We start from the raw sequence: 19,806 nt of genomic DNA on the forward strand, positions 1-19,806 counted from the left end.
GGAATAACCCATGATCATTGATGTACAGCATGTTACTTGGAAAAGGGGACCAATCACCCTGCTGAACGATGTCAGCTGGCGTGTAAACGAAGGCGAACATTGGGCATTGCTTGGCCTGAATGGTTCTGGTAAAACCACACTCCTGAACATGATCACCGGATATCTCTGGCCCACAGAAGGTACAATATCTGTGCTCGGACACCGTTACGGGGATGTGGATTTGCGTGAGCTGCGGAAGTCGATTGGCTGGGTCAGCTCCTCCCTTCAGGAGAAATTGTATGGCACCGACCGCACCCAGTATGTCGTGATTAGTGGCAAACACGCCACCATCGGACTGTACGATAAACTGTCCGACGAGGATCTGGATCAAGCACGAGAATTGATGCATACGCTCGGCTGTCAGCATCTGTGGGATCGCGAATACCGTACCTGCTCCCAGGGGGAGAAGCAGAAGCTGCTCATTGCCCGAGCCCTGATGGCTAACCCGCGTGTTCTCATTCTGGACGAACCTTGCAATGGGCTCGATCTGTTCTCTAGAGAGCGGCTACTTGAAAGTATCAGTGAGCTGACGCAGAAGCCGGATACCCCTTCGCTCATCTACGTGACTCATCATACGGAGGAAATATTGCCTGTGTTCAGTCACAGCCTGCTGCTCCGGCGGGGTGAGATCGTGAATAGCGGATTAACCAGTGAGTTGATGAACAAAGACGTACTGAGTAACTTTTTTGAATCACCTGTGGATGTGGACCGACATGGAGAACGTGTATATGTCAGAGCATCGGATAAATAATTTTTTATATCAGAATAGTCGAAGCAGCCCAAAATCTTATCCACATGTGGACAGGTTTTTGGGCTCTTTGGCTATATTATGAATTATCCACAATTTTCTGTGTATTATTTCCGGGCAGACAGGAATAAAAACAACGGAATCCGCTGTCTGCGCAGGTACGTCTCCTCGTTCACAAAATGCTGACGCTGAGGCGCCGATTCCCGCAGATGCTGTACTTGAAATCCTGCCTGTTGTAATGCCATATAGTAGGATTCAATGGAGCGATGCATTTTTTTCACCGTACCTCCAAGCCATTGCTGCTCACGAAACCCCTCCACAAAATACTGATCGACAACCCAGTTGGTTCGCACCCCCGAAGGCTGCAACGTGGACGTGATCACAGGATGTTCTACCGAAAATACGAATGTGCCATTCTCTTTTAACGTGTGGTATACCTTGCGAAATAGGCTGTCCACATCCTCAATATAATGAATCGCCAGTCTGGATATGACCAGATCATATGTATCTGCGGGATAGCTCCAATCTTCGATATACGCTTGCTCAATCTGTGCGTTCTGACCCTTTATCGATTCATTGGCTGCCTGAATCATATTCACTGAACCTTCAATTCCCGTATAACTGCCACCACGGTGGGCGGGACCCAACAGTTCTGCTCCGAACCTCGCATCCCCACAGCCGAGATCCAATATGCTCAAGCCCCCAACGTCTCCGACTAACTCCAGCATTACAGGCTTCTCCAACGTATCATTGGCATTCTCCTGCCACTGCCGGCGTTCCATATACTTCTCGAAATTGGCCCCATCTTCGTAAAAATCCGATCCCCGTTCGCTCATTGCGCAACCCCTCCGTTACTGTAATGAAGTTCAGCTCTCATATTCAGCCTGGAAGATTATACAGAATATCGGCATAGGTTTCTACAGCAAAAAGGCTGTCGCCCGAAATACTCCAGCAGACAGCCCTTACGTATTAGAAGATGATGATTATAATGGCTCAGCCAAAACGCTGCGTTTTGTACCATTTGCTCTCACGTTTCTTGATCTTGTCCATTACCAAAGAGTAGAAAGCTTTGATCGAGATAAGAATAAACAGCTGCGCATACGTAAAATAGGATACACAGGCGTATATGAAATTACGAGTATTGCTCTGTCCAATGTCTGCCGCGAGTGCAAGATTGATCTGCAATACATATATAAAGTACATAAACGCCCATCCAATGACGAGAAATACATACGCATCTCCGGCAAATTGGAACGGTGAAATCACTTCCGGTTTGAACATCGCAATGATCTGGTAGACTAGATTAACGAGAAAGATGATATCCGATACAATGATGGCGAGCATAAACCAAAAGTAACTGACCGCATAATAGATAACCAACAACTTGTTACGCCAGCTGGACCGGTTGAACAGGTTATGGATATTATCCAAAACAACCTGGTAATTCCCTTTTGCCCATCGTTCACGCTGCTTCATATACACGCCGACCTTTTCCGGCTCTTGTTGATAGGCTTCTGCCTGGGGCGCAAGGGCAATGAATTGCCCTCGATTCAAAATCTCAAAGGATAATGCCGTATCTTCCGTGATCGCTGTAACATCCCAGCCGCCAATCTCACGAATTAGCTCCGTTTTAATAATATAATTGGTCCCCGGAATGGAACCCAGCTGGAATAATTCCCACAGCCCTGTGTGGTAAACCCGCTGTGATGTGATGATCTCCAGATTAATGCATTTGGAAAGGAAGTTCTGTCCCCGGTTCCGAGCTTTATTTCTGCCAAACACGACACCGTATTGTTCCGGGTTTTCCAAAGACTTCTGTGTTAGAAACATCAGGGAATTCCGCTCAGGGGCAGCATCTGCATCAAAGATGCAAATCCACTCACCCGTAGATATCTCTAGACCGTCATTCAATGCACCAGACTTGCCTCCCGTACCCTTACGCTCCATAACAGTCACATTCCGATGTACATAACTGGTTTGGCTCAGAAATGTCCGCAGCTTCTCCGCTGTATCGTCCGTGCAGTTATCCGCAATAACGATGATCTGAACCTTATCTTCAGGATAATTCAGACGCAGGATATGCTCCACGGTAGCTACAATAACCAATCCTTCATTATGTGCAGGTACCATGACGGTTACGGTTGGATAATGATCCATGTTCTTAGGAATCTGAATCCCCTTTTTGTCCTGTTTTTGGATAAAACGAACGGCTCCAGCCATAATGACTATGGATTCAAATACGGCAATCCATATACTAAATATCGATAATAGCAATATATAATCAGCCACTTACCTTCCTCCGATCGTACTTGCGATTCACCTTGGATCGAAAGCGAAGAGTGGCAATCGTTAATACAATTGTAAAAACCGCGAACATACAGCTGACGGCGATGCAGATCGGGATGAACCATGACATATAGTCCACAGAGCATCTCTCCTTTCCCGCTAGTTTTAGATATACTCTCCAATGAGATCTGTCTCTGTGTTCCGTTCCAGCGCGGCAATAACAGCATCAATATCCTCATACTTGCCGAACTGTTCCTTCTGGAATACCAGTGCACCGGATCGAATAACCGTCTGTAGTTCATTGCCTTTTTTATCAATCATCTGCAGGTCCATCATCGCTTTTTTGATCCGTTCTGTAAGCACTGGCAAGTGCCCCACATCGGTCATCGGGCAAATGATCACAAACCGTCCCCGATCCACATAAAACTTGTAATCCTCATACCGGATTTGCTTTTGGATCGTATTGGACAGCTCAAGCAGAAACTGTGCATATCGTACGGAACCAAGTGACTCCAGTACCAATGGCAAAAATTCAATCTTGAACATGGCCATGCTGAACCCATATTGCTCCGAATAACGTCTGGCAAGATTGCTTTGCTTAATGACCGTATCGGCAAGAGCTTCCTTGTTGCCCAAGGATGTATCTGGATCAATCTGCGGATTACGTTCCTGTAGCTCCTGCAGACGTTCCATGACACGGGCACTGCGCACAAGACTTGCCTTAACAAAAGCAGCCACAGCCACATTGGCCGGGATTAATAGCCACCATGAGAACGTAAGCACATTCACATCTGCATAGGTAACAAGCCAGACAAAGTAAGAGACCAGATATACAAATCCGGCGACGACAGACACTCCGACAGGTATCACAAAACCAAGAACCAGCGCACCAAGCGAGGCGATACTGAATACCACATCCAGTATGGTATAACTCTGATTCATATAAATTTTAAGATAGACAACGAGTTGCTGGATCACGGCTAATCCGATCAAACTGGCATATCCCCATGCAATACGACGAATGGGTGCTTTATTCCTCATAGTTACCTTCTCTCCAGTAGAATTTTGATAGTGATAATTATAATACAACAAATTATGACATGATTAGACAAATATTATGCTAACATAATATTAAAAATATAAAATGACAGAATTATTACTTTTCAAGGAACTTTTGTAATTCAGTCTCGCCGAGTAAAGGGAATAGGTTATCAAACATATGTGTATTGCCATCAAATACGTACCCTCCCGGATAAGCGTTATCCAGACTGCGCAAGGCGATCATATGGTTATACAGCTGTTTGGCCCATTTTGGATCACCTGATTGAACAGCGAGCAGCATGGCGAGTCCATAAACCGATGGAGATTCATAAGATACGGCGGGTGTACGCCCCGTACGTTTATATTGGCCCGGCAACTGATGACGGGTATCGAATTCTGTTTTCAGAAAAGCAATAAGCTTGTCCGGCGTCCGGTTGGTTGCCGTTAAATGGTTGGCGACAATTAGCTGATCGATTAGGTTGACCGTATCATCATATGTATATTCTTTCGTTACAACGTTAAAGGTTTTAGGGTAAAATACGCCGTCATCCGGCATGCTTTTCAGCAGAGATTCGTATTTGTTATAGGTTCCTGGTTCCAGCATTTCATGCTCTTCCATCGCTTGCAGCGCCTGCAGATCAACATAAACCAGACTTAATATATCCGGTGAATGTCCATTAGCGAAATCGTGAAAATCAACATAATACCCCTTGGTCTGAACGGATTGCGTCAGTGTACGGACAATATGATTGGCTGTTCCCAGCTTCCCCTCCCGGCCCTGCTCCCATTGATCTGCCGCCTTCAATAATGCCCCGACGATTCGAAAATCATCGCCAAGCGCATTGGTGGTCACATGAGACTTCCCTTCCGCATCCAGCTTCCAGGCAATATAGTTTTGAGGCATAAGGAAATAAGTCTTTAAGAGATCATAACTCTGCTCAAATAACACCTGATCGTTCTTGGTTACGGCGTATTGCATCCACAGTCCGATGGATTCAGACAAAGCCTCCCGACCTGCCACAATATTTGGATCTTCTGACGAAGCATCCTGAAGATAGGTGGCCAGTGTGCCATTCGAGTTGGTCATATGATTCTGTACAAAAGAGACTGTCGGGGATGGATCGTTCATCACAAACCGCTCCTTCATAAAAATAATCCATGCTGCCGCGATACCAACTGCCAGTATGACCAACCACACCAGTCTTTTCCGGTTCATGACCTGCATATTTCCCTCCTGTGTTGTTACAGTTCTGGAATATCACTATTTGCTCATTCAGATTGATCCATATAAGGTCGGCGGCCGCCCTTTTTGACGAATTTCCAATCCACCTCAATATTGTGGCGCATCCGGCGCAGCAGCTTAACCGCAATCTCAATCTCTTCCTCCGTTAAGCCCTCCAGCGTTACCTGGTCCGAATGAACACCCTCCCTGCGGATGAACTCCCAGGCTTCAAGACCAGCATCAGTCGGATATAACAACTTATTCTTTTTATTACCCATTGCCGACTGTTTGACGACAAACCCGTCCGCTTCCAGTTTGCTGATGGCTCTGGCCGCAGTGGTCCGATCCACTTTGATTAATTCAGCGAGCTGGTTGGGGATAATACCAGGATTCTCACATATGCGATAAAGATACAAATACTGTCCACGAGACAAGTTCAGATGTTGGAATTCAACGTTGCTGATCGAATCCAGACAGCGGGCAATCATGCCGATTTCACGCAACACTTCTTTTTTTTCAGTCAATGTATTCACCCCTCCATAAAATTGTTGCATTCGCAACATAATTGATGATATAACTGAATTGGATCAGTTTAAATTTTAACCATGATAACACATCGAACAGGTATATATTCAAGCTATCTACCAGTTTACCATGCCAGAATAGAATTACGATTGACTAAAGGAGAAACATTCATGAATACAACTATTGTTGAAGCTAATAACCAGGAATTGCTCGACGCCTGCTTCGCCATTCGTACCGCTATTTTTGTTGAAGAGCAAGGGGTGCCGGCTGAGGACGAATTCGATGCTTATGATGCACTGGATACGGAAGCAAAACATATCCTGCTCTACGTAGACGGCGTTCCTGCCGCCTCTTCCAGACTACGTGTGGTCGAAAATGTTGCCAAATTGGAACGGATCTGTGTCATGATCGATTATCGGAAACATGGACTTGGTCGTGTGCTGATCGATAAGCTGGAGCAGATGGCTCTCGCTCAAGGGCTTGAGAAGGCCAAGCTGCACGCACAGGTACAAGCCTCCGGATTCTACGAACGTCTCGGATACACGGCAGCCTCGGACGTATTCATGGAAGATGGCATTCCTCATCTACTGATGACCAAAAAACTGAAATAAATACAAAAAGAGCATCCTCAAAGTTCAAGAACAAGACTTTGGGATGCTCTTTTTGGTTTCTAATGAACCCAGTCAGTGCTATTAATGGAGATTCAACCATTTTGGGATTGTAACGAACCGTACACGCCTTAGTTTCTGTTTTGCAAACTAGCTTGCACCTTCTATATCAATTTGACTGCAATAACGTGACAAAGAAGCCAGGCGTTAACCTGACTTCTTCTCTTGTATCCTTATCCCAAAGCCAGACGACCTGGCTGAGATTCGGCGGCGTTATTTTTCATCTGCTTACTGCGCAATTGTCCGCATGCTGCATCGATATCGGTACCATGTTCCATGCGTACAGTTGCGTTAATGTTATTCTTTTTCAACGTATCATAGAAGCCCAGAATGGACTCTTCCGTACTCCGTTGATACTGACTGTGCTCATCCACCGGATTATACGGAATCAGATTGATGCTGACCATACTCTTACGACTGGACAACAGTTCAGCCAGTTCTGCTGCATGTTCCCGCTGATCGTTGACGTCCCGGAGCAAAATATACTCAAACATAATACGCTTGTTCGTCGTAGCCAGGTAATAATCCACTGCATCCATCAATTGTTCAATCGGGAAGGCCCGGTTGATCTTCATGATATGTGTCCGCAGTTCGTTATTCGGTGCGTGCAGGGAGATCGCCAGATTAACCTGCAGACTGCTGTCTGCAAATTCCTTGATCTTGTCAGGCAGCCCACTCGTGGATACGGTGATCCGTTTGGCCGCAAGCGCCAGTCCTTTACGATGCTTGATCACTTCAATAAAGTCAGTCATGTTCTGGAAATTGTCAAACGGCTCGCCAATTCCCATTACGACCACGTTAGTTACCCGCTCGCCTTGACCAGCTGCATCAAGATACTGTTGTACATGCATAATCTGTTCTACAATCTCACCACCGGACAGATCGCGGCTCTTCTTGATCAGCCCGCTCGCGCAGAAGCTGCAACCAATATTACATCCCACTTGAGTAGTTACACATACAGTGAGACCGTATTTTTGGCGCATTAAAACTGTTTCAATCAGATTACCGTCCTGCATACGCAGCAGAAATTTCACGGTGCCGTCAGCGGATTCCTGCTTCACATGTTCACTCAGCGAGTTCATCGTGAAGTGCTCGGAAATGACATCTAGACATTCCTGACGCACGTCCGTCATGTCTGTAAAATCGTGCACACGCTCCTGATATAACCATTCCCAGATGCGGGAAGCACGGGATTTCTTCTGTCCGTGCTCCGGCAGCCAGTCACGTAGTTGCTCTAATGTTAATCCATATATGGATGATTTAATCATGTTATTGTCCTCTTTTCGCAAAAAGCATATGGCTTATCGGTCTATCGAAAAAACCTCTACTCTGTATTGTCCCAAAATTGACGAGGGAACACAAGGGCTTTTGCATTTCTTCCAAGAGGTTTTATCAATGGCAAATCTGCACAGTAACTTACTTCTCCACTTCAATTCCCAACCGTTTAGAAGTGAATAATACCGGAGGTGTGCAGCAGAACCAGAAGCACCAGGATTGGCGCTATATAACGCAGCATGAATAGCCATACCCGGAACCAGCCTGCACGCAGGCCGGAAGCTTCGGCTGCCTTTTTCCAGAAGTATCCGGCAAAAATAGTAACGAGCAATCCACCAATCGGAAGTAAAATGTTGGATGCCATAAAGTCCATCCAGTCGAACACACTCTTCGAGCCAATCTTCCATTCAGGGAACAATCCAAGCGACAATACCGAAGGAAACCCAACGATGAAGACCGCAAGTGAGATGGTCCATACCGAACGACTCCGGCTCCAGGATAGTCTCTCCATGAAATATTTCACCGGAACTTCCAGCAAGGATACAGCCGAAGTTAACGCCGCAATCGCTAGAAGCACGAAGAACAACCCACCAAACACGAAGCCCAGCGGCATAGCCGAGAAGGCTGCCGGCAGAGCCACAAAGATCAGCGACGGACCCTGATCCGGTGCAATCCCGAAGGAGAATGTCGTTGGGAATATGATCAGACCGGCAATGAATGCATAGATCAAGTCACCCGCACCGACAGCAATGGTTGCTGCACCGAGCGATTGATTTTTATCAACATATGAACCGTATGTCACGAGAATACCCATACCCAGCGATAGGGAGAAGAAAGCATGTCCAAGCGCAACCAGCGCAGATTCGGTCGTGAGCTGCGAGAAGTCAGGATTTAGGAAGAAGGAAACTCCCGCACCAGCTCCTGGCAAAGTCACTGCGCGAACCATCAGGATAATGAGCAGAACGAGCATCGCTGGAATCAGCACTTTGTTAAATTTCTCGATCCCATTCGATACCCCTTTGGCTACGATCCAGCCTGTAATCAGAACTGAAATCAGCTGCCAGACAATCGGCATATAACCGCCTACAAAATCACCAAATTGCCCAGCATAGTCAGGATTGTTATACAGCGTGCCGCTGAATGACGTCACTGCATATTGCAGCGTCCAGCCTGCAATGATGACATAAAAGGAAAGAATGATAAACGGCGTCAATACTTGCAGCAAACCAGCCGCAAGCCACCCTTTTTGCCCACCCGCTTTGATAAAGGCCGTAGCCGCGCTTCCTCTGCCGCTACGACCAATCGCAAGCTCAGCCAGCAATACGGGCAGACCAATCAATAGGAGACAAACGATAAAGAGCAGGAAAAACGCCGCTCCCCCGTTCTCTCCCGTAATATAAGGAAACTTCCACATGTTGCCGAGACCCACTGAACTACCAATGGCAGCCAGGATAAATCCGGCCTGTGAGAAGCGTTCACCTTTGCCCGGTTCGTCTTGATTCAAATTGGAATTACTGGACTTACTGAAATTCATTATATCTACTCCATCTGTTCTAAGATTTTCCGTTATTATATAACAGTCATCCACTCAGGTCATTCGAAAATCGAAATTAATCGAAATGTTATTTATTTACAGGAATGTCTACATTAAATATGCTGCCCTTGCCTTCTTCGCTTAACAAAGCAATCTGACCATGATGGGCTTCCACTATCCACTTCGCAATCGCAAGCCCTAAACCGTGTCCTCCCGGACCACGTGTACGTGATTTGTCCCCACGATAAAAGCGATCGAAGATTCGCTCCACATCCTCCGGCCTGATGCCAACGCCCGTATCTGCTACAGACAAATGGAAGATAGGACGTCCATCTTTATCCCGATCCGACAGCACCACGCGAACCTCCCCACCCCGTGGAGTAAACTTCACAGCATTATCCAGCAAAATGGTCAGTACCTGTCTCAGTTTCTCCGGATCGCCATTGAGAACCATCTTATCAGGCCCTTCCAGCTCCATTCGAATGCCCTTTGCCGCTTTGAGACGCCGAATGGATTGCATCGTCTTTTCGGCAATCGGACGAAAATCGAAATCCCGCTTGACCAGTTCAAGCTCATCCGAATCAGACCGTGCCAGAACGAGTAGATCTTGCACCATACGTGTCATTCGCCTGATCTCATCTTTCATGTTGGAAAGGGTTCTTCTGGCAAAAGAAGGTGCGTCCTGTCCAAGCTCCAGCTCAAGGGCGTTAACGGATGCCAGCAGCACGCTCAGCGGAGTGCGCAGCTCATGAGAAGCATCTCCTACAAACTCACGTTGTCGATTGTAGGATTTCACAATAGGAACCATCGCTTTACGGGACATCAGCCAACCGATGAGACAGGCAATAAATACAAACAGAATCGCCAATAAAATTAGCAGCATTAGCAGCCTGTGCAGCAGTTTGTATTGCGGCGTTACATTAATACCCGCATAGAGCGTCATTTCTGGACCATTCTTGGTCAGCACGTTCTGGCCGGTTACCATCAGATGGAGAGTCGATGGTGCAACAGGTGCAGCATCTTCCTCTCCGTTATCCAATACATCTGCGGGAACGCTCAGGCTTACCTCCTTAATCTCCTTGGCACGTGGTTTCCAGTCCTGTACAAGCCCCAGAAGGTCTGAACGCATCCCAGGGAACATTTCATTGCCTGAGATCACTTTGCCGTCCGAACCGAGGACATAATAGAAGAACTGGTCGCTGCCCGATCCCCATAACCTTCGATTATCCAGCGTATCTCCGGCCTTGCCTTCTTGCATATTCTTTTCCACCAAAGCCCGCTCAACCGCAACGAGAGAGAGAAGATTATCCTTCTGACCATTGATGACAATGTAAGATAACAGAACATAGACCACGCCTACAAATAGTGCAAGCAGCACAATCGTCAGACTGCTGTATGTGAGGGTAAGTCGACCCTGCGTACGACCGAACAAATTTCCTTTAGTTCTTCCTGGGTGGATGCCTTGTTCGTCTCTACCTATTCGTTTTCTATTATTCAAGCTTGTAGCCCACCCCTCGGATGCTATGGATCAGGTGTTGTTTGTTGAATAGCTCAAGCTTTTTGCGCAGCAGCTTTATCGTGGCATCCACAATTTTGGTCGAAACGTCCGAGTCGTACCCCCAGATCCGTTCCAGGATTAATTCGCGGCTGAGAGTAGCGCTCTTGTTCCGTAACAGCAGATCCAGCATCTGAAATTCACGAGGGCTTAACTGGATGACCTCCTCTTCCATACTCAGCGTCAGGCTGGAACGATTCAGGCGCAGACCATCCAGCTCAGCAACCTCTTCCAGCAGCGGTGCATAATTACGGCGACACAAGGCTCTCAGCCTGGCTTGAAGCTCTTCCAATTCAAATGGCTTCACCAGATAATCGTCTGCTCCTGCATCCAATCCCTGAACCCGGTCACACAGCGCGTCCTTGGCGGTTAACATCAAGATTGCTCCAGCATAGCCGTTCTCTCTTAATTTCTTGCATACGGATAGCCCTGTCCATCCAGGCAGCATCCAGTCCAGTACAGCCACATCATAATGAGAATCCATGCAATAGTGATAGGCGTCTTCCCCATTTTCCACCCATTCTACAGTCCCAAAGCCGGTTTTCTCCAACATATGAACAATCAACTCACCCAACAAGGAATCATCTTCAGCAAGCAGTATGCGGTGTGTAGTCAATGTGAACCTCCTAAGAAGCAGTATGTGATAAAGACGAGCACGCCAACCCTGCCCGGTTTAATTTTCAAACATTCTCGCACTTCCAGATGGTCCGTGTCCAATACATCGCGTTTGTAAAAATACCCCAGTCTGTCTTTCTCCGTTTTTTCACCTTTCGGGATTACAGTAAGGGTGCAACAAAAAATAAATCAAAATTAGGAGTGAATGTACAATGAAAAAATGGATTCCTGCCATGCTGGGTGCAACGATGATCTTCTCTGCCACATCGGCTTCAGTATTTGCCGCCACCCCGACCGCTGTAACTCAAGTCTCTGCTGCAACGAATGCCAAGGTGAGTTCGAATGGATATAATATCAGTCTCGATCAGAACTCCCTGTGCTCCAATACATCGCTGCAAAAAGTACTCGGCCTGAGCAAAACGGAATTGCAAAAGCAATTCCAGGCTGGTAAAACGTTGGCGGATCTGGCTAAAACAAAGGGCGTCAGCACAACTAAAGTAACCAACGCCTTGTTGCAGCCACAGCTGACCAAGCTCGCAAGTGATCAGAAGTCCGGCAAGCTCACGCAAGCCAAAGTGGCTTCTATCAAGACAGACCTGACCAAGCAGCTGAATAATTCCCTGACCAAAAAAGTGACCACCGTAACGACGGTAACAACAACGTCTACGACCACTTCAACCACATCCAAGACGGCTGCGGCTACAGCAAAATCAACGGATACCACGTCATCCAATAACCTGACTAGTCTGAATAAATCTGCCGCGGCATCTGCACTCAACCTGTCGCAAACGGAGTTGAATCAGCAAATCAAGGCTGGTAAATCCATCGTTGATATTGCCAAGGATCAGGGCGTAGACAAGAGCAAAGTCATTAATACTGTCGTAACCAAAGAAAAAAGCTGGGTCACTTCTCAACTGAATGAGTCCTGGAAAAACACGACCGGTACTTTAACCACAGAGCAGCAGCAATTCAAGGACAGCGGTTATTTGGCCAAGGCTGCCCAGTTGTTCAACACATCCGCAGATGAGCTGCAAACCCAACTGAAGAATGGAAAAACGTTAACTGCGATTGCCAAAGAAAAAGGCGTGGATTCCAGCAATCTGACGGAAACACTCCATACCTATGCCAAAGAGCAAGTAACCGAGCAATGTAACCAAGCCAGCTAATCCCCTTCCCCATTAACCCCAAACTACCACCAAACCATAAAAAGAGAGGGTCCTGTTCACAGGACCCTCTCTCCATCTATTGCATGATACATCTTTTCACTTCCTTGGCTTTCAGCAAACTTTAAGCTTCCATCCGAGTAAAACATGACCCAAAATTCATCCCTTTTTCAGCTTGGTCACCTATACTTGCACCAATCTCAATCGCCCATGCTGAGGAGGAGAAGGATGAACACACTGAGCTACAGAGATCCAAATACCCGATGGAACAGGCATTTCTGGCTGTATGCGGCTCTAATTTTCACTGGCGGTCTATTGCTGCGTTTGTACCTTGGAACACAATTCAGGGGTTATATCGGAGATCAGTCCCTGTTCGTCGATTGGATGAATGCCGTCCACCAATACGGGGTTCGTGAATCATACCTGTATGGAAAAGATCAGAACTATCCCCCATTGTTTATCTTCATTCTGGGGTTGTACCGCTGGATACTGGGTGGGCTCGGCATAACCGCCTCAGCTGGCAATCTGTCCATGAAAATACTGCCTATCGCCTTTGATATGCTGTCCTTGGCGGTCTTGACTCTTACATTCAAAAAGCTAAGCTCTGGCAAACGTTTGGTGCTGCTTGCAGTTCTTTCCTTCAACCCCGGTCTGCTGGTCGACAGCGCCATGTGGGGACAGATCGACATCCTGCACAGTACATTAATGGTGCTGTCTACCGTTCTGCTGCTATGTAATCCTCTATTGGCGGGTGTATTGTTCTCCGTTGCCCTGCTGGCAAAGTTTCAGGCGATTGTCATTGTTCCGGTGATCGGTATTGTATTACTACGCCAGCTTTATCACAGGCGATTTCGCGGCACGTTTCTATTTGTAGCAGGATTAATGATGGCTATCCTGCCTGTGCTTCTCTATTTTGCTGCAAACGGAACCCTCGGCACCATGCTGACCAACGCCTACGGAAGCGCCGTTAATATGTATCCGCAGCTTTCGCTGAACGCCATGAATATCTGGTATCACCTGCTTGGTGATCCGGGAACCAGCGATGCTACGGTGTTGTTTGGCATAGTAACGTATAAAATGTTTGGTCTGCTGCTGCTTGCCATTGCCGTGGTTGGAGTAGCGGCCTATCTACTGCTGATTAAGGAAATTCGTATTCCATCCCTGCTCATTGCAGGTGCAGCGGTGAATCTCGCCTTCTTTATGCTGCCAACGGAAATTCATGAGCGTTACAGCATACCTGCTTTGTTATTCTTGGTTCTAGTTCCGTTCTTTGAACGTAAATGGATGTACGCTGCAATCACCTTCTCCCTGACTACATACGTAAATATTGCCATGATCATGAGCACGGGCTCTGGTGGCGACTTTGGAGCTGAGGAAGGGCTATCTCGCATCGGTGGTGAGCATGGTAACTTTGGCGGAGGACATGGAGCGAGCTTTAGCATGCACGGTTCGGGACTGACCAATGACTTGATGTACAGCATGGGTATTTCCATTGCGATGATCCATATCGTGATCCTGCTCTGGGTTGTATTTGCCATGACCCGTGAAATTCTGGATGGACGAAAAAAACGTAGCTGAATATTATTTTGCAAGAATAAAAAAGAGGTGTTCCAACAGCCATTTCCATGGTTGCCGAAACACCTTTATTCCCATTAAATTTTAATTTCAAGCAACTCATATTTGATAATGCCCATAGGCGCATTGACATGAATGACACTGCCTACTTCTTTGCCCATCAGTTCTTTGCCAAGCGGGCTTTCGTACGATATTTTGTTATCAGCAACATCCGCCTCGGCCGGACCAACCAGCATGTATTCAATCTTCTCGGCGAATTCGATATCATTAAGCAGGATGGTTGAGCCAATGCTTACTTTGTTCGAGTCGATATTGTCCGAAGTGATGACTCTTGCTTTGGTCAGCATTTTCTCCAGAATCAAAATGCGGGTTTCCATAAAAGCCTGATCATCTTTGGCTGAATGATACTCACTATTTTCCTTCAGGTCACCGTAACTGATCGCGAGTTTCAGACGCGCCGCCAGTTCCTTACGCTTCACCGTCTTTAATTCCCTCAGTTCGTCCTCCAGCTTTTCCAAGCCTTCCTGTGTCAAAATCACTTCATCATTAGCCATTTTTTCCATCTCCTAATCTTGCTTTCTATCTATATTCTAACCTATATCCACTCCAAACGGTTAACATACCAAGAAAAAGAAATAACGCTCCCATTGATGGAAAGATGTGTATGCGTAACCTTTACTGTTACTTACTATATATAGGTAATAAACCTAGAATCATCTCAATACGATGTCGCATTTTTTCTATAATGGTCATTATTGCCATATAAAGTCTTCTAACCTACAATAGACGATACTGCTATCGAAGGAGGAAATATTTTGTATGCAACGATTCAATTCATAGGACTCTTCCTGATCCTTCCTGCTGCCTCCGGGTGGATTATGTTGAATAGTTTCCTGAAAAAGGCTTCGGGAAATGGCCGAAAACTTCTCAAGGTGTTCGAATTTATTTTTCTGACCATCACTCTATTGCTTTTCGCAGCAGGTCTTGCAATAGACAGTATGGGTGTTCAGGGAGGAGAACCCTTATCCATGTATGAAGACTCCGGCCTGATGGCATCCAATTACGCCACGCTGGATCACCGTAGTCTTCTTGTCCTTTTGGTCACGTTATTGCTTGGCTTGCTCGCTTATTTAGCAATGTTCACACGTCCAGGTAAGCTCTCACCGATCATTTACACCTTATGCAATAGTATCCTTGTATTAAATATCGTTTGGGGTATCGTCTATATCACGCATACTAGCATTGCTTGGTACACCGAGACGGGTATGTTCTTGATGTTTGCTGTGCTTCTGTTGCAGAGCAGCTATCTATCACTTATCTTCCTTTATATTGGTCGATTGAAACGTTCATGGGATGGCTTTATCGAGGCTACTCTGGTTGAATATCAAACGTCTATGGATATGGAGCATTTACCAAAATGGCAACGACTGCTATACCGGTCTATCATTCGCTTTCATACCGCCCCGATAGTGTGGACCATTCTGATGTTTCCCATACAGCTTGTTATACAATTGATCCTTGTTCTGTTTGGACAACGCCCGGATAGCGCCATTCGCGTATTTCTGGATACAAGCAGCTTCAATTACTCCAGACTGCCGGCTCCACCGCCAAATATGATTCCCGGTGAAGGGCACTATCTATGTACAGTTGCAGCCGGTGGACATCAAAAATGGGTCAAACCCGTGCGAGCAGGCATACGACATGGCCACATCATTCACGTTAACCGGCAACTCATGATCGCCAACGCATTCGAGCATGTTATGGAGCAGTATACACCGCGGTTCCATGGCTTAGTTCGAGGTTTGTACAATCGCTATGGATATCCAATTAGTAAACATATTCGTTCCAAATGGACCGCCGATATCGTCTATCTATTGATGAAACCGCTCGAGTGGCTATTCCTCATCGTCCTTTATACAACAGACGCTCACCCTGAAAACCGAATTCATATCCAGTACAGTGAGATGCGAGGAAAATATACACGTTTCTAGAAAAACGGAATTTTAACTGTACCGGTACAATTGAACCAAACCAGTGTATTCATTTCATCCGTTCACTTTTACAATGAATTCAGGGCAGCAGCAATTAATAATACGCCCACTACATGACTCGAGGTGATCTGGATGAATGTTACATTGACTCCATCTGAAATACAGGCCTACCTGAAACGGATAGGCATTCATAATATCAAGGAACCCACCCTGGAATTCCTATCCGAAATCCAGCAGGCACATGTGCAGTATCTATCCTGGCAAACGGTCGATATTTTTGCAGGGCGGCCTGCGGGCATTGATCTTCAAGAATCGGTCCAGCTTATATTGCAAGGCCGCAGTGGTTACTGTTTTCATCTGAATGGCGCATTCAGCGTTCTGCTTCGCTCTCTGGGATATACGGTGCATTGGCATCGTGCCGGAGTTCAGCCATATGGAGAGCAGCCACGTGTGAACTCGTTCCATCTCGGTCTGTCGGTCTCTTTGCCAAATGCAGACCCGAATGCGGAACGTTGGATTGTGGATGTCGGTCTGGGCGGCATGCCCTTCGAACCGCTTCCTCTTCGTTATGGAACCTACGGATCGGCCCCGTTTACTTATACATTAATGCCTTCATCTGTTGCTCCTGGCGGATGGAGACTTGAATATGAACCGAACGGGCCAAGTGAGGGTGTCGACTTCGCTCCCGAAGAGCTTACCAACCTGGAGGAGTTCATTCCCAAGCATGAATTCTACAGCCAGTCAGCCGATTCGCCCTGGCATAACGCATTTTTGCTCCGTCACAGGCATGCTCTCCAAAGCAACGAACTACGTGGATGTATGCTCCGGACGCATGACCGCGATGGTATCCGCAAAAAGGAAGTTCAAACCTACACCGAGTGGAAAGCCGTATTAGCTGAGAAATTCCACGAACCGTTGGTGAATTACACAGAATTGGAACGCAAAGAAATGTGGGGACGGGTACAGGCTGCACATGAAGAATGGAAAAGAACAAAGCAGGTATGAAGCGACACGCGCAGACCCGATAAACCGATGATTATAAAGGAAAGTGTGCAATCCATGCCGAATACATCGTCAGGTGATAAATGATGATAACGATTCAAGTTCTTCAAGTTCCGGCAGAATTGCCCGAGGCATACTGGAACCTTTTTGTATCGCACGTATCTGAGGAAAGACGACGACAAGCTTCACGTTTTGTACATCAGGCGGACGCCTATCGCTCTGTTCTGGGTGAAGTGTTGACCCGTGTGGCGCTGAGCAAGTTGACTGGCCTAAGGCCGGGAGAGCTTTCGTTTACCCGTAACAAATACGGCAAACCTTCCCTCAGTCACCATGCTGATGTTCAATTTAATGTCTCGCACTCCGGCGATTGGATTGCTTTAATCTCTGGCGGTGACGCTGCTCTGGGTGTGGATGTGGAAAAAATAGCGCCTATCGACATGAAGATTGCAGAGCGTTTCTTCTCTCTCACGGAGAGCGGATTCCTGGCTGCGGAGCCCGCAGAGATGCAGCTGGAGACCTTCTACCGTCTATGGACGCTGAAGGAAAGCTACATCAAGGCCGTCGGCATGGGCCTGTCCATGCCACTTGACTCATTCTCCATGATCCGCAATGCTGACGGGAACTGGCACTCGCCAGAAGCAGCCGCATATCCATTCCTCAGCCTGCGGCTGGATCACGGTCATATGTTAGCAGCTTGTTCCTCAGGAGAAGATTTACCCACCCAGCCGGATGTCATCACAATCGAAGGGTTGTATCAAGCATTATTATGAAGGAGGGGTTTATAAACCCCTCTCCTCCAATAACAATCATGCTTAAAAATCCCTGGCGAGCCCGCCAGGGATTTTTTCAAAACTTGGGACTATTGTGATTCCTGCGTCAATGATGGAGATTTCTTTTGCCTCCGGAAGAGACCGTGACCGCTGTTTTTCCGTATCGTTGCAGCCGCGTCAGCATCGCTGATTTTCAGGGCAAAGCATAAACCAATCAACAGAAACGCAGCAGCACCCAGTAAAGCCAAACGGTACGCCAGCATATTCGGCTCCATCGCTCCAGCCGCAGTCACCGTCGTTGTACCCACGCCAGCCAGAACAGCAGACAATAACGCCATGCCAATCGCGGAACCCAGCCGATTTTGCACCGTGAACCAGGTGGAGGCTCGTCCCATGGAAGGAGGTGGTATTTGGGCAAACGAGGCAATCTGCACCGCGCCTACCGTCTGCCCCAGGAAGATCCCCACGCCGAACAATAATGAACGAATGAACCACGGATTCGTATCCACTGTAATCTGACTAAGTGTAATGAAAATCACAGCCGTGCAGATCAAACCCATGGATATCAGCTTACGCGGACCCAGTCGCGGATATGTCCAACGCACAAGCTGCGAAGCGATCATAAGTCCCAGAGCTTCAGGGAATGTGGTTAGTCCTGTCTCCAGCGCAGAGGCGTTTAGCACGTTTTGATACATCAGTGGAAATACATACAACATGCCCAGCAGACCCGCTGCTCCACATACGGACACCAGACCGGAATAGCGGAATAAACGGTCTTTCAGCAAATGGAGATCAAGCAAAGGCTGCTTCGCGCGCAGTTCGGCCACCACGAGCAACGTGAGCAGGATGATTCCCGTCAGACCAGCTCCAATAATAAGAGGGTAAGTCCAGCCTCGCAGCGGACCCTGACTAAGAGCGTACATCGTCAGAGCGAGCCCTGGGGCAGATAATAACCACCCCGGTACATCCAGTCGACCGGCTTCCTGTTCTTTGTGTTCCTTCAGATAAATCCTTCCGAAGATTACCGCTGGAATGCCTACGGGTAGATTCACATAGAAGATCCATCGCCAAGAGAGCTGGTCCACAATCAATCCGCTCACAATCGGCCCTAGGGCCGGGGCCAGCGCGATGGGCAGTACGAGCATTCGAGATACCTTGGCCCGTTCCTGGGGAGGAAAGGTTCGAAACAGCATCGCCATCCCTACAGGAGTAAGCAGACCACCCCCTGCACCCTGCAAAATGCGAAAGAACGTCAGCGTACTTAATTGATCGGCCGTCGCACACAGTGCAGAGGATACCGTAAACAGTGCCAGTGCCGATAAGAAAACTCGTTTCGTTCCCCATCGATCACCAAGCCACCCGGCGACAGGCAGGAATACAGCCAAACTCACCAAATACCCCACATTCAAGGTACCCGAAGCAGCCGGGGGAATCCCCAGCTCCTCACTAATGGTTCGTAAGGCTACGTTCAAGACCGTTCCATCCATAGCCACCATAAACATCGCTAACACATAGACGATGCTGACAATGATCTTGGGATTCAGACCGAATTTCATCTGCTAGCCTCATGAACGGCTCCAGGCATGCCGATTTCATCACAGAGGCTTAACGGTTTCAGATCTGTCCATTGCTCGGCGATGTAATCGAGACACACCCGGCGCTTGGCCTTGCCAAGCATCACGGTCCAACCTGCGGGTACTTCAAGGGATGCAGGCCAGAGGGAGTATTGCCCCTCCTCATTGATTAACACCAGATAATTGCTGTCTTCATATTCAAATGGGTTGCTCATCGCCTTAT

The 19,806-nt window shown here is 47.4% G+C and carries 20 protein-coding genes; 7 read left to right on the plus strand and 13 right to left on the minus strand.

The features are described from left to right. Window positions 1–10 precede the first annotated feature (10 nt). Complete coding sequence (locus PTQ21_RS04130; RefSeq protein ID WP_024629731.1) at window positions 11–790, plus strand: ABC transporter ATP-binding protein; 780 nt, start codon at window positions 11–13, stop codon at window positions 788–790. 104 nt (window positions 791–894) lie between these two features. Here PTQ21_RS04130 and PTQ21_RS04135 read toward each other — a convergent pair whose 3' ends face one another. The 6 genes from PTQ21_RS04135 to PTQ21_RS04160 form a co-directional block, all read right to left on the minus strand. Continuing rightward, window positions 895–1,623: a class I SAM-dependent DNA methyltransferase gene (locus PTQ21_RS04135; RefSeq protein ID WP_079697563.1), complete on the minus strand. Its 729-nt coding sequence runs from the start codon at window positions 1,621–1,623 to the stop codon at window positions 895–897. A 157-nt stretch (window positions 1,624–1,780) separates the two neighbouring features. Beyond that, the gene (locus PTQ21_RS04140; RefSeq protein WP_274568921.1) at window positions 1,781–3,076 is read right to left on the minus strand and encodes a glycosyltransferase family 2 protein; all 1,296 of its coding nucleotides are present in this window, start codon (window positions 3,074–3,076) and stop codon (window positions 1,781–1,783) included. Further along, a complete protein-coding gene (locus PTQ21_RS04145; RefSeq protein WP_162842446.1) occupies window positions 3,069–3,212 on the minus strand; it encodes a hypothetical protein in 144 nt (47 codons plus the stop codon). The genes PTQ21_RS04140 and PTQ21_RS04145 overlap by 8 nt, the downstream gene beginning before the upstream one ends. A 26-nt stretch (window positions 3,213–3,238) precedes the next feature. Continuing rightward, window positions 3,239–4,114, minus strand: a complete 876-nt coding sequence (locus PTQ21_RS04150) for a diguanylate cyclase domain-containing protein (RefSeq protein WP_063565901.1) — start codon at window positions 4,112–4,114, stop codon at window positions 3,239–3,241. A gap of 115 nt (window positions 4,115–4,229) precedes the next feature. Then, on the minus strand, window positions 4,230–5,330 hold the full coding sequence (locus PTQ21_RS04155) for a glycosyl hydrolase family 8 (RefSeq protein ID WP_338020306.1): 1,101 nt from the start codon (window positions 5,328–5,330) through the stop codon (window positions 4,230–4,232). Window positions 5,331–5,383: 53 nt separating this feature from the next. Beyond that, the gene (locus PTQ21_RS04160) at window positions 5,384–5,824 is read right to left on the minus strand and encodes a MarR family winged helix-turn-helix transcriptional regulator (protein ID WP_240343003.1); all 441 of its coding nucleotides are present in this window, start codon (window positions 5,822–5,824) and stop codon (window positions 5,384–5,386) included. Between the two features lie 207 nt (window positions 5,825–6,031). On the opposite strand from PTQ21_RS04160, the gene PTQ21_RS04165 reads away from it, so the two are divergent. Then, window positions 6,032–6,472, plus strand: a complete 441-nt coding sequence (locus PTQ21_RS04165; RefSeq protein ID WP_064641638.1) for a GNAT family N-acetyltransferase — start codon at window positions 6,032–6,034, stop codon at window positions 6,470–6,472. Between the two features lie 230 nt (window positions 6,473–6,702). Here PTQ21_RS04165 and rlmN read toward each other — a convergent pair whose 3' ends face one another. From rlmN to PTQ21_RS04185, 4 genes are all read right to left on the minus strand, one after another. Continuing rightward, entirely contained in the window at window positions 6,703–7,797 is a 1,095-nt protein-coding gene (gene rlmN / locus PTQ21_RS04170) for a dual-specificity RNA methyltransferase RlmN (protein ID WP_090952410.1), read from the minus strand. A 176-nt stretch (window positions 7,798–7,973) separates the two neighbouring features. Beyond that, the gene (locus tag PTQ21_RS04175) at window positions 7,974–9,338 is read right to left on the minus strand and encodes a sodium-dependent transporter (RefSeq protein WP_274568924.1); all 1,365 of its coding nucleotides are present in this window, start codon (window positions 9,336–9,338) and stop codon (window positions 7,974–7,976) included. 88 nt (window positions 9,339–9,426) lie between these two features. Next, window positions 9,427–10,836, minus strand: a complete 1,410-nt coding sequence (locus tag PTQ21_RS04180; protein WP_274568925.1) for a sensor histidine kinase — start codon at window positions 10,834–10,836, stop codon at window positions 9,427–9,429. Beyond that, a complete protein-coding gene (locus PTQ21_RS04185; RefSeq protein ID WP_269054292.1) occupies window positions 10,829–11,509 on the minus strand; it encodes a response regulator transcription factor in 681 nt (226 codons plus the stop codon). Before PTQ21_RS04185 ends, PTQ21_RS04180 begins: the two co-directional genes overlap by 8 nt. Window positions 11,510–11,720: 211 nt before the next feature. Between PTQ21_RS04185 and PTQ21_RS04190 the strand changes: the two genes are divergently transcribed. Further along, window positions 11,721–12,674 carry a hypothetical protein gene (locus PTQ21_RS04190; RefSeq protein ID WP_274568926.1) on the plus strand — a complete coding sequence of 318 codons (954 nt, stop codon included), beginning with the start codon at window positions 11,721–11,723 and terminating at the stop codon, window positions 12,672–12,674. A gap of 225 nt (window positions 12,675–12,899) precedes the next feature. Next, window positions 12,900–14,249 (plus strand): hypothetical protein, encoded by a 1,350-nt coding sequence (locus tag PTQ21_RS04195; protein ID WP_064641635.1) that lies wholly within the window; start codon window positions 12,900–12,902, stop codon window positions 14,247–14,249. Window positions 14,250–14,323: 74 nt separating this feature from the next. Here the strand turns inward: PTQ21_RS04195 and greA are convergent, their stop codons facing one another. Further along, window positions 14,324–14,800 (minus strand): transcription elongation factor GreA, encoded by a 477-nt coding sequence (gene greA / locus PTQ21_RS04200; protein WP_063565893.1) that lies wholly within the window; start codon window positions 14,798–14,800, stop codon window positions 14,324–14,326. A 261-nt stretch (window positions 14,801–15,061) separates the two neighbouring features. Between greA and PTQ21_RS04205 the strand changes: the two genes are divergently transcribed. The 3 genes from PTQ21_RS04205 to PTQ21_RS04215 all read left to right on the plus strand — a co-directional run bounded on the left by PTQ21_RS04205 (window position 15,062) and on the right by PTQ21_RS04215 (window position 18,009). After that, entirely contained in the window at window positions 15,062–16,237 is a 1,176-nt protein-coding gene (locus PTQ21_RS04205) for a DUF6688 domain-containing protein (protein WP_274568927.1), read from the plus strand. A gap of 132 nt (window positions 16,238–16,369) precedes the next feature. Continuing rightward, window positions 16,370–17,242: an arylamine N-acetyltransferase family protein gene (locus PTQ21_RS04210; protein ID WP_274568928.1), complete on the plus strand. Its 873-nt coding sequence runs from the start codon at window positions 16,370–16,372 to the stop codon at window positions 17,240–17,242. A gap of 80 nt (window positions 17,243–17,322) precedes the next feature. Then, entirely contained in the window at window positions 17,323–18,009 is a 687-nt protein-coding gene (locus PTQ21_RS04215; protein WP_274568930.1) for a 4'-phosphopantetheinyl transferase family protein, read from the plus strand. A gap of 89 nt (window positions 18,010–18,098) precedes the next feature. Here PTQ21_RS04215 and PTQ21_RS04220 read toward each other — a convergent pair whose 3' ends face one another. Together PTQ21_RS04220 and PTQ21_RS04225 are read right to left on the minus strand one after the other, a co-directional pair. Further along, window positions 18,099–19,565 carry an MDR family MFS transporter gene (locus tag PTQ21_RS04220; protein ID WP_274568932.1) on the minus strand — a complete coding sequence of 489 codons (1,467 nt, stop codon included), beginning with the start codon at window positions 19,563–19,565 and terminating at the stop codon, window positions 18,099–18,101. Further along, complete coding sequence (locus PTQ21_RS04225) at window positions 19,562–19,798, minus strand: MbtH family protein (RefSeq protein ID WP_072733826.1); 237 nt, start codon at window positions 19,796–19,798, stop codon at window positions 19,562–19,564. The genes PTQ21_RS04220 and PTQ21_RS04225 overlap by 4 nt, the downstream gene beginning before the upstream one ends. Window positions 19,799–19,806 lie beyond the last annotated feature (8 nt).

Source organism: Paenibacillus marchantiae (assembly GCF_028771845.1).
In the GTDB taxonomy this organism is placed as follows: Bacteria; Bacillota; Bacilli; order Paenibacillales; family Paenibacillaceae; genus Paenibacillus; species Paenibacillus marchantiae.

What these genes read in the sequence shown, in the direction of transcription:
- PTQ21_RS04210 (WP_274568928.1), top strand. Translation starts at nt 16,370, where the DNA reads ATGAATGTTACATTGACTCCATCTGAAATACAGGCCTACCTGAAACGG.
- PTQ21_RS04220 (WP_274568932.1), bottom strand. Translation starts at nt 19,565, where the DNA reads ATGAAATTCGGTCTGAATCCCAAGATCATTGTCAGCATCGTCTATGTG.
- PTQ21_RS04190 (WP_274568926.1), top strand. Translation starts at nt 11,721, where the DNA reads ATGAAAAAATGGATTCCTGCCATGCTGGGTGCAACGATGATCTTCTCT.
- greA (WP_063565893.1), bottom strand. Translation starts at nt 14,800, where the DNA reads ATGGCTAATGATGAAGTGATTTTGACACAGGAAGGCTTGGAAAAGCTG.
- PTQ21_RS04150 (WP_063565901.1), bottom strand. Translation starts at nt 4,114, where the DNA reads ATGAGGAATAAAGCACCCATTCGTCGTATTGCATGGGGATATGCCAGT.
- PTQ21_RS04135 (WP_079697563.1), bottom strand. Translation starts at nt 1,623, where the DNA reads ATGAGCGAACGGGGATCGGATTTTTACGAAGATGGGGCCAATTTCGAG.
- PTQ21_RS04195 (WP_064641635.1), top strand. Translation starts at nt 12,900, where the DNA reads ATGAACACACTGAGCTACAGAGATCCAAATACCCGATGGAACAGGCAT.
- PTQ21_RS04130 (WP_024629731.1), top strand. Translation starts at nt 11, where the DNA reads ATGATCATTGATGTACAGCATGTTACTTGGAAAAGGGGACCAATCACC.
- PTQ21_RS04215 (WP_274568930.1), top strand. Translation starts at nt 17,323, where the DNA reads ATGATGATAACGATTCAAGTTCTTCAAGTTCCGGCAGAATTGCCCGAG.
- PTQ21_RS04165 (WP_064641638.1), top strand. Translation starts at nt 6,032, where the DNA reads ATGAATACAACTATTGTTGAAGCTAATAACCAGGAATTGCTCGACGCC.
- PTQ21_RS04175 (WP_274568924.1), bottom strand. Translation starts at nt 9,338, where the DNA reads ATGAATTTCAGTAAGTCCAGTAATTCCAATTTGAATCAAGACGAACCG.
- PTQ21_RS04155 (WP_338020306.1), bottom strand. Translation starts at nt 5,330, where the DNA reads ATGAACCGGAAAAGACTGGTGTGGTTGGTCATACTGGCAGTTGGTATC.
- rlmN (WP_090952410.1), bottom strand. Translation starts at nt 7,797, where the DNA reads ATGATTAAATCATCCATATATGGATTAACATTAGAGCAACTACGTGAC.
- PTQ21_RS04160 (WP_240343003.1), bottom strand. Translation starts at nt 5,824, where the DNA reads ATGATTGCCCGCTGTCTGGATTCGATCAGCAACGTTGAATTCCAACAT.
- PTQ21_RS04225 (WP_072733826.1), bottom strand. Translation starts at nt 19,798, where the DNA reads ATGAGCAACCCATTTGAATATGAAGACAGCAATTATCTGGTGTTAATC.